Annotated in this window: 13 protein-coding genes; 6 read left to right on the forward strand and 7 right to left on the reverse strand. The window is 69.0% G+C overall.

Going from position 1 to position 15,083, the window contains the following annotated elements:
• The first annotated feature begins 632 nt into the window (after positions 1-632).
• Entirely contained in the window at positions 633-1,283 is a 651-nt protein-coding gene (locus tag ACFWP5_RS47780) for a DUF6461 domain-containing protein (protein WP_384172142.1), read from the forward strand.
• Between the two features lie 988 nt (positions 1,284-2,271).
• Positions 2,272-3,423 (forward strand): MFS transporter, encoded by a 1,152-nt coding sequence (locus ACFWP5_RS47785; protein WP_384172145.1) that lies wholly within the window; start codon positions 2,272-2,274, stop codon positions 3,421-3,423.
• 24 nt (positions 3,424-3,447) lie between these two features.
• On the opposite strand, the gene ACFWP5_RS47790 is transcribed toward ACFWP5_RS47785, so the two are convergent.
• Complete coding sequence (locus tag ACFWP5_RS47790) at positions 3,448-3,903, reverse strand: hypothetical protein (RefSeq protein ID WP_384172148.1); 456 nt, start codon at positions 3,901-3,903, stop codon at positions 3,448-3,450.
• A 656-nt stretch (positions 3,904-4,559) separates the two neighbouring features.
• Positions 4,560-4,835, reverse strand: coding sequence for a helix-turn-helix domain-containing protein (locus tag ACFWP5_RS47795; RefSeq protein ID WP_384172151.1), 276 nt, complete (start codon positions 4,833-4,835; stop codon positions 4,560-4,562).
• A 157-nt stretch (positions 4,836-4,992) separates the two neighbouring features.
• On the opposite strand from ACFWP5_RS47795, the gene ACFWP5_RS47800 reads away from it, so the two are divergent.
• Positions 4,993-5,802: a helix-turn-helix domain-containing protein gene (locus tag ACFWP5_RS47800; RefSeq protein ID WP_384172154.1), complete on the forward strand. Its 810-nt coding sequence runs from the start codon at positions 4,993-4,995 to the stop codon at positions 5,800-5,802.
• 12 nt (positions 5,803-5,814) lie between these two features.
• On the opposite strand, the gene ACFWP5_RS47805 is transcribed toward ACFWP5_RS47800, so the two are convergent.
• The 5 genes from ACFWP5_RS47805 to ACFWP5_RS47825 form a co-directional block, all read right to left on the reverse strand.
• On the reverse strand, positions 5,815-6,651 hold the full coding sequence (locus tag ACFWP5_RS47805; protein WP_384172157.1) for a carbohydrate ABC transporter permease: 837 nt from the start codon (positions 6,649-6,651) through the stop codon (positions 5,815-5,817).
• 1 nt (position 6,652) lies between these two features.
• Positions 6,653-7,666, reverse strand: a complete 1,014-nt coding sequence (locus ACFWP5_RS47810) for a carbohydrate ABC transporter permease (protein ID WP_384172160.1) — start codon at positions 7,664-7,666, stop codon at positions 6,653-6,655.
• Positions 7,667-7,792: 126 nt separating this feature from the next.
• On the reverse strand, positions 7,793-9,106 hold the full coding sequence (locus ACFWP5_RS47815) for an ABC transporter substrate-binding protein (RefSeq protein ID WP_384172162.1): 1,314 nt from the start codon (positions 9,104-9,106) through the stop codon (positions 7,793-7,795).
• 78 nt (positions 9,107-9,184) lie between these two features.
• Positions 9,185-10,891 carry a glycoside hydrolase family 13 protein gene (locus ACFWP5_RS47820; RefSeq protein ID WP_384172165.1) on the reverse strand — a complete coding sequence of 569 codons (1,707 nt, stop codon included), beginning with the start codon at positions 10,889-10,891 and terminating at the stop codon, positions 9,185-9,187.
• 161 nt (positions 10,892-11,052) lie between these two features.
• On the reverse strand, positions 11,053-12,378 hold the full coding sequence (locus ACFWP5_RS47825) for an ABC transporter substrate-binding protein (protein ID WP_384172168.1): 1,326 nt from the start codon (positions 12,376-12,378) through the stop codon (positions 11,053-11,055).
• 237 nt (positions 12,379-12,615) lie between these two features.
• Between ACFWP5_RS47825 and ACFWP5_RS47830 the strand changes: the two genes are divergently transcribed.
• The 3 genes from ACFWP5_RS47830 to ACFWP5_RS47840 form a co-directional block, all read left to right on the forward strand.
• Complete coding sequence (locus tag ACFWP5_RS47830; RefSeq protein ID WP_384172171.1) at positions 12,616-13,119, forward strand: helix-turn-helix transcriptional regulator; 504 nt, start codon at positions 12,616-12,618, stop codon at positions 13,117-13,119.
• A 79-nt stretch (positions 13,120-13,198) separates the two neighbouring features.
• Positions 13,199-14,005 carry an ABC transporter ATP-binding protein gene (locus ACFWP5_RS47835; protein ID WP_384172174.1) on the forward strand — a complete coding sequence of 269 codons (807 nt, stop codon included), beginning with the start codon at positions 13,199-13,201 and terminating at the stop codon, positions 14,003-14,005.
• Between the two features lie 2 nt (positions 14,006-14,007).
• Positions 14,008-15,083: FtsX-like permease family protein (locus ACFWP5_RS47840; RefSeq protein ID WP_384172177.1), on the forward strand; the 1,076-nt coding region annotated here is incomplete at its 3' end.

Raw genomic sequence — 15,083 nt, forward strand, 5'->3', positions numbered from 1 at the left:
ATCGCCCGACTGCACAACCTCACCCTTGCCGGGTGACGGAGAAACAGGCAGGTCATCCAGCACGTCAAAGATCATTTACGGGACAACGCTTAGCCTCGGTGTTTCGTGATGGTCTGTCGGCTTTGCCGGTGGGCCGTTTCTGCTTGTCGGGGCGTTGGCGAGCATGGTGACGGTCCGACTGTCGCGTCGGATGGGCGTCGGGTTCCACGGCACCGAGGGTGTTCCGCTGTTCGCCGGGGTGTGTCGTTGCTGCTGGCCAGTCGGGACAACGGATAGGACCCCAGACAGGTCCCATCGTTGCAGGTCAGCAGCACTCTCCGTTTATTTGATCAAGGTCCGGACAGGCCCACCCGTGAAAGCGCGAGGCCAACGAGGGAAACTCCGCCACGTCGACGGGCTAAGCGCTGGCTACGGACCGTCCTGCCGTAGCACTGGAAGACTCGCTGCGCTGCCCAAAGAGGCAGCTGTACACCGACCGGTCGAAGTTGGGAGAGCTCGCGGGGTGGGAGGTGGTTACGGTGACTGCGTCATGTTGGCGCCCCGCTTGGGGCCTACCTGGCGCAGGATCTCTCCGCCATCACCTGCGACACCGCTGCCGGGGGCTCCGCACGCGCCGGTACTGAATGAGGTCGATGATGCCTACGCCTGGTTTTCCGCCGAACACGCTTGATTCCGAAGGAACGCCGATATGGATCAGTGATCTGGCAGTCGACGACCCGAACCATATTCTGCACGTCGTGCGCGGTATCGACCCGGCGGAAGCGCTGGAAGCTCTGGGCGCCAAGCCGGAGTTGATCCAATCCTGCGAGCTGCCCGAGAACAAGCCGGATGAGTGGACGTCACTGCCCTGTGCGGCTCTTGGTATCGAACCGGGAGCCTCTGCCGCACTGTTGGCGGGACGCATCGGCGAGTGGACCTTCGTCTACGACGACTCCGGGTTCACCTACGACGACGCGGCGACGAAGGCGCTGTCCGCCGATGGGCGGACAGCGGTCACGAGCGTGTTCACCATCAATGGGGACGCCAGTCTCATCTATGCCGTCGACGGCGAGCCGGTCGAGTGGGTCAACGTTGACGAGCTCCTTCTGGAGGAGCACCTTCCCGGCATGCCTGCCGAACTGCGCGCGGCATTCGAGGCTGCCGGCACCGTCGAGACGGAGGACTTCGAGCCTGGCGAAGCCGATGGTCTTATCGCCATGCGTGCCGCCTGCGCTCTGGCGGGCCTCGCGCTCGCCTTGAGCGACGTACGTCGAGTCCCGCTGCTGGTCGTGCCGCTCGGCTGACGATTGGGAGAAGGGGGTGCGAGAGGCCGACGCCGTTTGCGGCTCGTACAGCAACGGCTCGGTCATCCACGGCATGGTCGGAGTTTTTCGACGCCATGGTGGCGGCTGGTTCGCCCTCAGGCGTGCGCAGGTCGAGCACCGTCCCTCGAGCAGGTCCAGATCGAGACGCCTGTTCATGTCCAGCTCGAACCGGGCGTACGGATTCATATGGGTCCCGAACAGTGGCGAAAGCGCCCGCCGGTCCACGTCGGTGAGCTTGTCCGCCCACTTCGGATCGGCCAGGACCTGCTGCATCAGCAGTGTGTTGACGTGTTCTCTGAACTGCAAACGCCGACTGTGCGTGGCTTCCCGTGGCCAGGTGTCGGCCGATGAGGAACCAACATCCACGGTCGTCGCTAAGTATTAATCGGAGCTCGGCTCCCTGCCCTGTCCGATCAGCGATTCCCATATGCTCTGTGCTTCCTCAGAGCGGCCATCCCCTTTCTGTAGAAGTAAGAGCCTGTACGTGGCGGGGCGAACGGCATCCGGGTGGTGAACAACTCGTCTGCCCGGGCGGAGAGATTCACGCGCCCTACAGGTCATGAGGGTACGAGGGCATCGGGCAAAGCAAGGTGTCAGCGACCCTGCCGGTCCTCACCGTGATGGTCCACGCCATCAGCCGACCGCTACCGAACAGCGCGGCGATCCGATGCACGCCACCGACTCGAAGCGATGGTTGCGCTGCCCTTTCGTCCAAGATTCGGTGTTCGCGAGGACAGGCGACGGTCCGGAAGGCGGGAGGGGGGCCGGGCACCCACCTACTCTCGATCCGCCGCCACCTGCGGCGTTTGTCATGCCGAAGGAGTCACCCGTGGTTGCCGCCCCTTCCCAGGTCCGGCCGCCGGAAGAACGACCTGTGCAAGGCAGAGTGACGTATTGGGGAGTGTTGCGGACGCGCCACACGGCGCGGCTACTGGCCGGCACGCTGACAGGTCGGCTGCCCAGTGCGATGGCACCCACGGCGCTTCTTCTGGCGGCCGGGCACGAGGCCCGGTCCCTCGCCGTCGGAGGTCTGCTCGGAGCGGGCTACCTGGTCGCGTACGCGGCTGGGCAACCCATGCTCGGCCGCCTCGCCGACCGGATCGGCCAGGTGATTCCGTTGCTGGCGGGTGCGTCGCTCGCCGCGTGGTCGCTGAGCGCCCTGGCCGTCTTCGGGACGGGCAACCTGCCACTCGCCTTGTCACTGACGATCGTCGCCGGGTTGTTCAACCCGCCGTTGGAGGCGGGACTTCGTACGCTGTGGCCAACCCTGCTGCCCGGGCCGGACGCGGTACGTGCCAGATATCTGTCGGCTGCGTACGCGCTGGACAACGGGTCGCAGGAGGCCGTGTACGTGGTCGGCCCGCTGCTCGCGAGCGCGCTCGCCGCGATCTCGCCGGCGGCGGCGCTGCTGGGCACCGGTGCCCTGGGCCTGGCCGGAGCCTTGTCGGTGGCGATTTCCCGGCCGGCTCGCGCGTGGACCCCTGCTGCTCCTGAAGTGCGGCACTGGCTCGGGCCACTGAAGTCCCGTGGCATACGGGCTCTGTTGACGATGATGTTCTGTGTGGGCACCGCGGTGGGGGCTGTCCCCGTCTACGCGGTCGCGGTGGCCGAGCACACCGGTGCCATGTGGCTGAAGGGCGTCCTGCCCGCGATGCTGTCGCTCGGCGGCCTGCTCGGCGGATTGCTCTACGGAGCGCGGTCATGGCCGGGTACGCGTCTTCAGCACATGACGTGGCTCGCTTTCGGGTTCTACGCGGCGTGGCTGCCGTTGCTGGTGGTGTCGACCCCCACAGCATCCGCTCTTCTCATCGTGCTTCCCGGTTTCTGCTTCTCCGTCCTGTTGTGTGTCGCCTGCCTGATGATGAGTTCGATCGTGCCCCCGGGCACCGGCACGGAGGCGTTCGGATGGCTGATCGGCTTCCTCAACATCGGGCTCGCGCTGGGCTCCGCGTTGGCCGGCATGACCGGCGGCAGTTACGCCGTGGCGATGCTGGCGGCCGCGGCGACGGCACTCGTCCTCCTCACCACGCGCACGGTCCTCACTGGCACGACAAAGGGACATGCCCCTACGGAGCATGTCCCTTCCGCGTCTGCCGTGTGTCCGGACCCAACGCGCTGAGGATTTCGGATCTGGGTGTCCGCGTCACTCGACGGCGGTCACCCGGAGAACTCCGGGTCCCTTCCCTGCCCGCCGCAGCGTGACGTCGAAAAGCTGGCCCCCCTTGGCCGGGCGCAGGGTGCAGGAGGCGCCGGGCGGCAGGAGCCGTTCCCGGCCATCGATGCGTACTCCCTGTCGGGGCCCGCTGGTCAGTGCGACATACACCGCGGCCTCCCCTGTGTTCCGCACGGTCAGCGCCTTCGTGAGCGGGCAGTCGGACGCTTGCGACAGCGGCCGGGAACAGGCGTGGCGCAGGTCGCCGAAGCCGTACGTCCCGCAGGAGATGGGGTACTCCGGTGCGAGATCGGAGTGACAGGTGCGGCCGACCCGGACGGGGTTTCCCGTCTCCGCGGCAGGTGCCCGCAGTGCGAGGACCAGGGCGCTCGCGGTGACTGCCGCAGCCAGCCCCAGAGTGAGCCGAGGTGCGCGTCTGCTCATCATGGATGTATCCGTTCGTGGCAGGACGGGCGGATCGCCGGGTGAGGTTCCGAGTCACCGCCCGTCCTAGCGGGGCTGTGCCCACAGGCATGCTCGCAGCGGCTGGAGTGGCTCCCCCGGCACTCGCCGCGCAGCGTCCCGAAAGGGCAGCCTCCGAGTCCCGGTCGGGAAGCAGGACATCCTTGCCCGCGGATCAGGCTGGCCGGCTGAGCAGACGATGGCCGTCAGCATGTCGACGGCGTCGCCGTGGTCGAGTTGGCGTATCTGCAGGCAGTCAGTGGACTGGATCCCGGTCAGGGATTGTCGACTGGTGACGGCCATGAGGCTACGGCTCTCACCGCGCAACAGCGGACGGACCTGCGAGTCGTGGGCCGCGTTGTCGAGCACCACTCGGGAGCGCTGGTCCCGCAGCAGGCGCGCGAGCCCAATGAGCGTCGACCGGTTCCGCGTCCAGACCCCGCAGTTCGACGAAACAGCAGTTCTCACCGAGCTTCCCGGCACGTCCACCGGCCACCCGTACCACCAGCATCGCCTTGCCCAGCGCCGGACCGCCGGGGGCTACCAGCACCCGGTGACGCGGCACGACCGCCGCCGACCTGGTGTCCGGCCACGCGATCTCACGGGCGCGGCCGACGAAGTCGCCCACCAGGGACGGAAGTTCACACACGTCCGTCCCCTGGCCCGGCAACCCGCCGACGCCCGGCCCTGGCGGCCGACACCAGTTCCTCGCGTTCGGCAGAGGTCAGACCCAGCGCCCTGGCCAACAACGTGGTGGTGCGCGCCTGTGGTCCCCGGGTGTGGCCGCGCTCCATGTCGCTGATCGCCCTCGCGCTAACCCCGGAGGCCTCTGCCAGCTCCTCCATCGTCATGCCCGTTGCCCGCCGGAACTGTCGCAGCAGGCTGCCCACATCCCCCACTGTCCCGTCTTGACTCATGCTCTCTCCTTGGATCTCGTATCACGAAACACGTCAGACAGTTCGGCCCCTCCAGGGGACCGACACCGCACTTCTGCGTGTGGTTCTGCATGGTGCGAAGCCACCGATCGCGGTCTCCTGGGGGCGCACAACAGACCGTCGTAGCGAGAGGATCGAAGTGGCCAGAACCGTTGGTTTCTCCGGTCGACCGGCCTGTCTCGCCATTCACGAACTGCGCGGCTCACGCGATCCCCTCACCACGACCGACGGCTCGCGCCGGATCGCCCTGGTGCAGCCTCGGTTCGGGCGCGTCCGGCTCGCCCAGGACGGCCGCGACGGCACAGTGGGAGTGGGCGAGTTCGCACTCGTCGACACCGCCCGGCCCCATCTCGCGGCCTTCCCAGACACCTTCCGCGGCAGCCTCTTCACCGTGCCCAGCACCGTCCTCGGTCCGCGCGCCGAGGACATCGGCCGGGTTACGGCGGCCCCGATCGACGCGGCCACCGGGGTGGCCTCGCTGCTTCGCCCCCTGCTCGACGCCCTCGCGGCCGACGCCTCGGACTTCCCCTGCGAGGTGGCCGAACGCCTCGCCCGCACCGTCACCGACATGCTCGTCACCCTCGTCACCGAACAGACCGGGTCCTTCACCGAGGAACCGGAGTTGCCCGAACTCGCCCAGCGGGTGCGCCGTCACATCGACGCGCACCTGGGCGACCCGGACCTCGGTCCCGCGTCCGTGGCCGGCGCCCATCACATCTCGCTACGCAGCCTCCATCTGCTGTTCGAACAGCAGGGCACGACCGTGGGCCGCTGGATTCGGCGACGGCGTCTGGAGGAGTGCGCACGGGATCTGGCGAGCCCCGGCGGGGGCTCGGCGGTCGCCACCGTCGGACGCCGCTGGGGCTTCGTCAACGACTCCCACTTCAGCCGGGCCTTCCGGGCCGCCTATGAAGTCAGCCCCAGCGAATGGCATCAGGCGCACCACTGACGTCGCACGGAATCAACCTTTGACCGCGCCTGCCGTCAAGCCGGAGACCACGGCGCGGCGGAAGATCACCACGAGCAGTCCGATCGGCAGCATCGCCACCGCCGAGGCGGCGAATATGGTGCCGTAGGGGGTGGTGTACTGGCCGCCGAACAGGGCGATGCCGACTGGGATGGTGCGGAACCGGTCCTCGTTGTTGACAGTGAGCGCCACGAGGAACTCCGTCCAGGCCGCCACGAAAGTGAACACCCCGGCTGTGAAGAGTCCTGGCAGGGCTTGCGGCAGGATCACCGACCAGACCGTACGCACCGGCGAGGCCCCGTCCATCCACGCGACCTCTTCCATCGCGCGAGGAATCGACAGGAAGTAGTTGCGCAGGATCCAGATGGCGAACGGCAGCGTCAGCGCCGTGTAGGCGACGATCAGGCCCTGGTAGCTGTTGAGCCATCCGATGTCCCGCATCAGCAGGTAGAGCGGTGCGGCCAGGGCGATGGTGGGGAACAGCGACACCATCAGCAGGGTCACCATGATGCCGTTGCGCCCACGCATCGGCAGCCGTCCCAGCGCGTAGCCGGCGAAGATGCCGAGGCCCAGCACCAGGAGCGTGGTGCATACGGCGACCAGCGCCGAGTTGCCGATGTAGGTGGCGAAGTCGTAGGTGGTGAAGGCGCTGGTGTAGTTGGCGAGCGTGGGGTCGTGCGGTACGAGGTTGGCGGAAGCGACCTCGCGCGTGCCCTTGAACGAGGTGGCGACCAGCCAGTACAGCGGCAGCGCCACGAACAGGGCGACGAGCAGCGCCGCGAGGTCCGTCCAGGTGACGCGGCGTCGGCGACGCGCGGTGGTTGACGCCATGTCAGTTCTCCTCCTGGCCGACCTGGGCCCGGAAGACCTTCAGGAAGGCGAGACAGCCGATGAGTACGAGAGCGGCGGAGGTCGTAGCGACCGCCGCCCCGGGACCAAACTTGAGGTCGTTGAACAGCACCCGGTAGCCGAGCACCGCCAGCGATTCGGTGCTGGTCCCCGGGCCGCCGTTGGTGAGCACGTACGGAAGGTCGAACAGGCCGAAGGCCTGCAGAATGCGGAACATCACCGCGATGGCCAGCGTGGGGCGCAGCAGCGGCAGCCGTACGCGCCAGAACACGGTCCAGGCCCGCGCACCGTCGACGCGTGCCGCTTCGACGATGTCCCCGGGCAGCATGACCAGGCCGGCGAGCACGATGATCGCGACGAACGGTGTGGTCTTCCAGACGTCCGCCACGGCCATCGCCCCGGCGGCTTGGAGAGGGGTGCCCAGGACGTTGGTGTCATGGCCGAGCAGCGGTTGCAGGACGGAGTTCAGTACGCCGTAGACACCGTTGTAGATATAGGCCCACAGTTCGGCGGAGATGACGGTGACGATGGCCCAGGGCATGAGCAGCAGCGCCATCATCCAGCCGCGGCCGGTCTTGAGCCGTTCCAGTACCAAGGCGATCGCGGTGCCCAGCACCATTTCTACGGCGACCGTGACCACGGTGTAGAGCACGGTGAAGAAGAGGGCGTGGCGCCACCGGTCGGCGGCGAAGAGGACCTGGTAGTTGTCGGTGGTCACCCCGGACAGCTTCACGCCGTCGCCGGTGACCTGGACGTGGCTGAAGGACATCGCCACGGAGTAGACGATGGGAAACAGCAGGACTCCGGCCACGACCAGCAGGGCAGGCAGGGACAGCAGCCAGCCCAACCGGGCGGACCGGCGCTCCAGTTGGGAGCCGCCACGCCGGTGCCTTGTCGCGAGGGCGGGTCGTACGGAATCGGCCGCGGATGTGGCGGCGGGCTCGGCGGCTCGGGCGCCTGAGGCTGTTGCCTCGTGGTGGGTACGCGTGTCGGACATGGCTTTCCCGTCGAGAGGGGCCCGGGGCCTCCGGTTCGTGTCAGGGCGACCGGAGGCCCCGGCGTTTCGGGGAGTTGGTGAGAGGTTCGGGGCCGAGCGCCGGAGACACCGGCGCGCTCTCCCCCGTCACAGACCGCTGTCGTCCAGCGCCGCGCCGATCGCCTTGGCTGCCGCGCTCAGGGCGGCGGCCGGCTTGCTCGCACCCGTCAGAGCCGCGTTGACGTTGCTGTAGATCCCCTGGCTGACCTGCGCGTAGGTGGACTCCCCGGACGGCCGCGGGCGCAGCTTGTTCTTCGCCGCGATCGGGTACGCCGGGTTCGCGGCCTGCACCTTCGGGTTCGCGAGGGCAGCCGAGTTGACCGGGATCTCGCCGCCCTGGGTCGCCAGGATGGTCTGCGCCTGTACACCCGTCATCCACTTCACGAAAGCCACGCTCGCGGCGACGTGCTTGCTGTGCGGGTTGAGGTACATGTTCCAGCCGCCGGTGACGGAGTAGCCAGGGCCGGACTGCCCGGCGAAGGTCGGCAGGTTGGCGATTCCGACCTTGCCGACGACCTTGGAACTCGCCGCACTGTCCGAATCGGCGTACGCGTAGGTCCAGTTGCGCAGGAACGCGACCTGGCCGGAACTGAACAGCGACTCCGACTGCTGTTCCTGAAAGGTCGTGACGGCCTTCGGCGCCACACCACTGGTGACCAGACCGCGCATGTAGGTGAGGGCCTTGACGCCGGCGGGCGAGTCGATGGTGGCCTTCGTGGCGTCGGAATTGACGCTGCCACCGCCGGCGTCGGCGAGGAATTCGGTCCAGTTGCAAGTCAGGCCCTCGTAGGCGCTGAGCTGGGCGGCGAAGCCGTACTTAACCAGGCCCTTCTCCTGAAGCTGCTTCGCTTCGTCCCGCAACTGCTCCCAGGTCGTGGGGACGGGCAGGCCGGCCTTCTTCAGCAGGTCCTTGCGGTAGAAGAGGAAGGCGTTGTCGGTGAACAGCGGGGCCGCCATGACCTGGCCCTTGTAGGTGACGCTGTCGACCAGGCCTGGGGAGAAGGTCTTCCAGTAGGTGTCCGGCAGGTACTTCGACAGCGGCAGGGCCAGGGCCGCCTTGCCGAACTGGGCCGGCCAGACCACGTCGCCGTTGTAGACGTCGAAGCTGGAGGCTCCGCCGGAGATCTGCGTGGTCAGCGTGGAGCGGAAGGCGTCCGAGTCGCTCGGGGCCTGCTGAAGCTTGACAGTGATGCCCGGGTTGGCCTTCTCGAAGGCGGCGATGAGGGTCTTGCGGACGTCGTGATCGGTGGGACCGAACTGGTTGGCGTACCAGGTGATGGTGCCCTTGGCCGGGCCGGAGACGGCGTCGGAGGAATCGGAGGACGACGAACAGGCCGTCAGGACGCCGGCGGCGAGTACGAGGGCTGTCGCGCCGACGAGGAGGGAACCACGCTGTTCCATGTGAACTCCTGGGTAGTACACGGATGGTGTGCCGATTCCGGGTCGTGACGGTCGTCGCGCCCGGACGTGTGGGGGATGTCAGTGGTCGCCGGGCTCGACGAACCACCAGGCGGCGGTGTCCGCGGGCAGGATCCCGTCCGCGCAGTGGCCGCTGGCCAACAGCGGGGTGCCACGGACAGGGGCGGACACGGGCACGTCGTTGAAGTTCACGGCGCACACGAAGCCCTCGCCGCGGGTGAAGGCGAGCACCCCGGGGCCGGCGTCGATCCAGCTCAGGGAGGATTCGCCGAGCTGCGGCAGGGTGTGCCGCAGCTGCAGGGCCTCGCGGTAGAGGTGCCACACGGAGTTGCCGTCGGCGAGCGCCCGTTCGGCGGTGTGCGCGGCGAAGTAGTCGGGCTGGGGAAGCCAGGGCTCGGTGGTGGTGATGCCGTTCCTGGGGGGCGGGCTGAAGCCGAATGGCGGCTCCGCCCCGGTCCACGGTAGTGGGACGCGGCAGCCGTCGCGGATGCCCACCCGGCTGTCGGTGCGCCGGAAGATGGGGTCGGTGATCATCTCGTCGGGCAGGTCGAGCACTTCGGGCAGCCCGAGTTCCTCCCCCTGGTAGAGGTAGGCCGCGCCGGGCAAAGCCAGCATCATCAGGGCCGCGGCGGTGGCCCGCGCGGGGCCCGACAACGGATCGGGTCCGGCGTAGCGGGTGGGGGTGCGCACCTGGTCGTGGTTGTTGAGCGTCCAGGTGGTGGTGGAGCCGGTCGCGGCGATGTCCCGCAGTGCGTCGGTGATGACGGTGCGCATGTGCTCCGGGTTCCAGCCCGAGTGCAGCAGGTGGAAGGAGAACGACTGGTGCAGCTCGTCCGCGCGAAGGTACAGGGCCTGTTCTGCGGCGGTCGGCACGGATACCTCACCGACGAGGAGCCGTCCGCGGCCGTCGCGCGCGGTGTACTCGTCGCAGATCGTGCGCCAGTGACGCCAGATCGCGTGCACCTCGGGCTGGTTCCAGGCAAGCGGGTTGACGGAGTCGCGGGTCCGTTCGTCGGCCTCCGGGTCGAGGGAATCGGGCAGCAGCTGGTGCTTGAACAGACCGGTGGCGACGTCAATGCGGAAGCCGTCGGCGCCCCGGTCCAACCAGAACCGCAGGATGCGCTCGAACTCGGCACCGACGCGCGGGTCACGCCAGTTCAGGTCGGGCTGTTCGGGGGTGAACAGGTGTAGATACCACTGGCCGAGGGTGCCGTCGGGCTCGGTGATCCGCGACCAGGCCGGTCCCCCGAACATGGCGCGCCAGTTGTTCGGCGGCCGGTCTCCGTGGGGGCCTGTGCCGTCGGCGAAGTGGAAGAGGTCGCGCTCGGGGCTTCCTGGTGCGGCGCTCAGAGCCGCCCGGAACCACGGGTGGCCGCTGGAGACATGGTTGGGTACGACGTCGAGCACGAGGCGCAGGTCGAGCAGCCGGCAGGCGTCGGCGAGCCGCGTGAACTCGTCGAGGGTGCCGTAGACCGGGTCGACGGCGGTGTGGTCGGCGATGTCGTAGCCGTGGTCATGCTGCGGAGAGACATAGAACGGGTTCAGCCACAGCCCGTCGACTCCGAGGCGCTTCAGGTAGGGCAGTTGGGCCCGCACGCCGGCCAGGTCGCCGATGCCGTCGCCGTCACTGTCGCGGAAGCTGCGGACGTAGACCTGGTAGATAACGGCGTCGCGCCACCAGGGCCGCGCGAGTGCCGCGAACGGGCGGACCGGCGGGGCGCCGAGCGCACCGGGGCGCTGCAGCGAACCTGCGGGCGTGCTTGTCATCTCGTGCCTTCTTCATGGGGCCGGATACATACGTGTTAGGTATAGCGATGGCCTGTTGAGTCCTCAATGGGCTCGACGGAAAGACGGCAATCAACCGTGAAAACTTGCACGTTGAGGCAATGGGTGATGTAGAGCCGGGTAAGTTCACCGGCAAGAGATACCTATGCGTTAGGTGATGTGCCCAGCAACTCGCGCAGATCCATCGCGAGCCGGGCCACTCCTTGAGCCACGTCGCGCCGGCCGCGCAGCATCTCGTAGACGGCCTCGCTGAACACCAGGCTCAGTTGCTGGTACTGAGGGATCGAGGGCCGTGATCCTGCCGCCGTCACCGCCCGCCGCAGCACGGGGAGGAACGGGTACTGGGTGACCAGCTGCGGGTCCTGGTAGAGGTCCGCGCGCACGGGCGGAAGGCCGCCCTCGGTGAGTACCCGCCGTTGGATCCGGCGTGAGGTCAGGTAACGGATGAGGGCGCGGGCAGTGCGCTGGTTGCGGGAGGCGGCAGCGACAGCCAGACAGGATCCACCCAGGACGTGCCGGCCCGGACCGTGCGGCCCCGGCAGCGGCACCACACCGAACCGGCCCGCCACCGGGGAACCGGGCGCGTTCGCCTCCCGGTACACGTAGGGCCAGTTGCGCAGGAACAGCAGCCGCCCGCTCTGGAACGCCTCCCGGGACTCCTCCTCCTGGTAGCCGAGCGTGGCCTGCGGTATCCAGCCCCGGCGCAGCCCGCGCACCAGGAACTCCAGCCCGGCGCGGGTGCCCGGGCTGTTCGCAACCACGTTGTATCGGTCCGCGAGCAGATCGCCCCCGGCCGAACGCACCGCTTCCAGCGCGTTGACGGTGAGTCCCTCGTACGGCCAGAACTGCCCCGCGTAGCCGTCGAGGCCGTGCGCGGGCGCCACCGTAGAGGCCAGACGTTCGAGCTCGGCCCAGGTCCGCGGGGGCAGTTCGCCCGCGGCCGCGAGCACGTCGCTGCGGTAGTAGAGCATGGCCGCGTTCGTCACGTAGGGGACCGCGTACAGCCGCCCCTCGGTGCGCCCGACGGCCGGCACCGACGGCAGGAAGGTGTCCAAGTCGAAGTCATCGGGGCTCAGTTGGGCCACCCAACCGCGGTCGGCGAACTCCGCCGTCCACACCACGTCCAGGTTCATTACGTCGAACCGGCCCTCGTCGCCCTGGAGTTCCTGGACCAGTTGGGCGTGGACCTCGTCGGCCGCCGCCGACAGCTGCACCAGGGTGGCGTGTTGGCCGGGGTGGTCCGCGTTCCAGTCGTCGAGCACGTCCTGCAGATAGCCGGTGGTGTCCTTGCCGGTGGCCAAAGTGACGGGGCCCACGCCTTCGGGGTCGCCCGCCGTCCGTCGCCCGCGCTCCAGCGCGAGGGCCACGCCGCCGGTACCGAGCGCCACTGCCGCGGCGCCGCCGAGCAGGGTCCGGCCGACGGCCCGTCTGCCCAGCGGGGCGAGAAGCGGTCCCGTGAACCGTGACATGGAACCTCCCTGCGTCGGGCCGCACCCGGTGCGGTGACGTCCCGAGCGCGCGGGCGGCGCGTCACCGCCGTCGGAGACGCGATCTGGCGGAAACCCTAATCGTCCGGGCGTCGGGGAGGTGATCGACAAAGGGGAGACGGTCCTTACGGGCACATCGCTCACGGCCTCTCACCCCGTGTCGCCCGCCCCGTAGGGTGTGACCCGATGTGACCTCGTGTGACGGGAGGAGGCGGACAGGTGCGCCATCACCTGCTGGCACTGCTGGCCAAGCGCTCGGCCTACGGCTACGAGCTGAAGCAGGAGCTGGAGCAGACCTTCGGCGCGGCCTTCCCTGAGCCGAACATCGGCCAGATCTACGTCACTTTGGGCCGACTGGAGAAGAATGGCCTGGTCAGAAGCGAGGAGATCACGCAGTCCGGCCGACCCGACAAGCGTGTGTACGAGATCACGGAGGCGGGGACGGCCGACCTCGCCCGCTGGATCGTGTCCCCGACGGAGGGCTCCCGGGTCCGCGACGAGTTCTTCATGAAGCTCGTGCTCGCTCCGGGAACGGCACTGGGAGACCGGAACACGCTGATCAACAACCAGCGTCGGCACTGCCTCACAGTGATGCGCGGACTCAACCGCCTCGCCACGCAGGACCGCGACAACCGGGTCTCCCAACTGCTCATTGAGGGAGCTGTTCTGCACCTTCAGGCAGACCTGGACTGGTTGGAGCGCTGTCAGCAGGAGCTGACCTGATGGCATGGTCTCCGGGGCTCCTTCGTCCCGCGCGGACACGCGATCCCGCTTGAGAATCGCGCCTGAGAGGGGACCTCCTGTGAGCGATCCGGAGCCACTGGTCACCACGCAGCCGTCCGACGCGGTCAGGTCCGTACCGCCACTGCTGGAGGCGCGCGAGATCGTCAAGTCCCACCGCAACGGCGCCGTCGATGTGCCCGCCGTACGCGGGGTCAGCCTGATCGTCGAACGCGGTGAGTTCATCGCCGTCACCGGCCCCTCCGGCGCTGGCAAGTCCACCCTGCTGCACCTGCTCGGCGGCCTGCAGCGCCCCGACTCGGGCGAACTCCACGTCTCGGGGCGGCGCATGGACACCGCGAGCGAGACGCGCTGGGCGATCGAACGCCGGCGGAACTTCGGCATCGTCTTCCAGAGCGGCAACCTCCTCGGCGACCTCACTGTCGCCGGAAACGTCGAACTCCCGGCGGTGCTTGCCGGCTTGACCCCTCGTGTTGCACGCGCCAGACGCGGTCGACTGCTGGAGCGGCTCGGACTCACCGACCGCACCCACAGCGATCCCCGGCAGCTCTCCGGAGGGGAACGCCAACTCGTCGCACTCGCAAGGGCTTTGGTCAACGAACCGGACGTACTGCTGGCGGACGAGCCGACCGGCTCGCTGGACAGCCACAGCGCGCGCGAGGTACTGGCCCTGCTCGGGGCCTTCCGGACCGAAGGCCGCACCATCGTGCTGGTCACACACGACGCACGGGTGGCCGGCAATGCCGACCGTGTGGTCAGCCTCTTCGACGGCCGCGTCATGGACGACGCCCGCCTCGACGACGAGCCCGCGGCGGGCGCGAAGCGGGGCGCACGCGGGGTGCGGGGCGTCATCGAGCTGGGCGGCTGACCGTGCGCGCCGCCGTCCGCTGGATGCGCGCCGACCTGCGTTCCCACCGACTCGCCTCGCTGCTCGTGGTGCTCGCCGTCACGGGCACCGTCACCGCGTTGCTGCTCTCCGGTGCCCTCCTGAACGCCGCCTTCGACCCGTGGCAGCGAGCCTTCCGCGCCGCCGACGCCCCGCAGGTCCGCATCGACACGGTCGCTGCCGCCGACGCCGACGCCCGCCTGCCGCTCGGCCTGCTGACGACCCTGCCGGGCGTCACCCGGCTGACGGTGCATCAGCCCGTCGCCGACGTCACCCTGCTCGGCCTCGCCCACGCGCGCGGCGACGGCAGCCGAGGGGCGGCCGACCGGCTGCCGTTTAGTCTGCGCGCTGACGAGCCGGGCAGCCCTCGCCCCCTGGTCGGCCAGGGCACCTGGCTCACCGCCGCCGCCAGCGACGAGGTCGTATTGGAACGCACCGCCGCCGAAGCCGCCTGGGCGCACCTGGGCGACCTCGTCACCGTCGCGGCTCCCGGCGGGCCGCCTGTGCAACTGCGGGTCGTGGGCATCGCCGACAGTCCCGACCAGGTCGGCTTCGCCGATGCCGGATACGGACTGGGCTGGGTCGCGCCCGCTGCCCTGGACCGCGTCCAGCCCAATGCCGACGCCCAGGGCCGTACTGTCGGCATCTACCTCGCCGATCCCGCGAACGCCGACTACATCGCGCAGCGCGCCGTCACCGACATCGGCAGCGACCGTGTCGCGCGCCTGTCCACATGGAAGGACGCCCGCGACTCCCAGGAACAGGGCAGCAGGCTCGTCGGACTGCTGCTGGGTCTCAGTGGCCTCGGCGCCCTGCTGGCCGCCGCCCTGGCCGTCGCGGGGGCGGCCGGCGGTCGGATCCGCGGGCGGCTCGGGGACATCGCCCGGCTCAAGGCGCTGGGCTTCACCCGGGCCCAGGTCGTCGGCATGTTCCTGGGCGAGCACCTGGTGCTCGCCGGTGGCGGAACCGTGCTCGGCACGGCCCTCGCCGCGCTGCTCGCCCCCGCGCTCGGGGCTCCTGTCGCACCGGACCCGCTGGGCTCGGCGGTCGTCGGCGCGGT

Source organism: Streptomyces sp. NPDC058469, assembly GCF_042721125.1.
Taxonomy (GTDB): Bacteria; Actinomycetota; Actinomycetes; order Streptomycetales; family Streptomycetaceae; genus Streptomyces.

Bases quoted from the DNA above. Each gene is read 5' to 3' on its own strand.
- ACFWP5_RS47780 (WP_384172142.1), top strand. From the start codon at position 633: ATGATGCCTACGCCTGGTTTTCCGCCGAACACGCTTGATTCCGAAGGA.
- ACFWP5_RS47785 (WP_384172145.1), top strand. From the start codon at position 2,272: ATGGCACCCACGGCGCTTCTTCTGGCGGCCGGGCACGAGGCCCGGTCC.
- ACFWP5_RS47790 (WP_384172148.1), bottom strand. From the start codon at position 3,903: ATGATGAGCAGACGCGCACCTCGGCTCACTCTGGGGCTGGCTGCGGCA.
- ACFWP5_RS47795 (WP_384172151.1), bottom strand. From the start codon at position 4,835: ATGAGTCAAGACGGGACAGTGGGGGATGTGGGCAGCCTGCTGCGACAG.
- ACFWP5_RS47805 (WP_384172157.1), bottom strand. From the start codon at position 6,651: ATGGCGTCAACCACCGCGCGTCGCCGACGCCGCGTCACCTGGACGGAC.
- ACFWP5_RS47810 (WP_384172160.1), bottom strand. From the start codon at position 7,666: ATGTCCGACACGCGTACCCACCACGAGGCAACAGCCTCAGGCGCCCGA.
- ACFWP5_RS47815 (WP_384172162.1), bottom strand. From the start codon at position 9,106: ATGGAACAGCGTGGTTCCCTCCTCGTCGGCGCGACAGCCCTCGTACTC.
- ACFWP5_RS47820 (WP_384172165.1), bottom strand. From the start codon at position 10,891: ATGACAAGCACGCCCGCAGGTTCGCTGCAGCGCCCCGGTGCGCTCGGC.
- ACFWP5_RS47825 (WP_384172168.1), bottom strand. From the start codon at position 12,378: ATGTCACGGTTCACGGGACCGCTTCTCGCCCCGCTGGGCAGACGGGCC.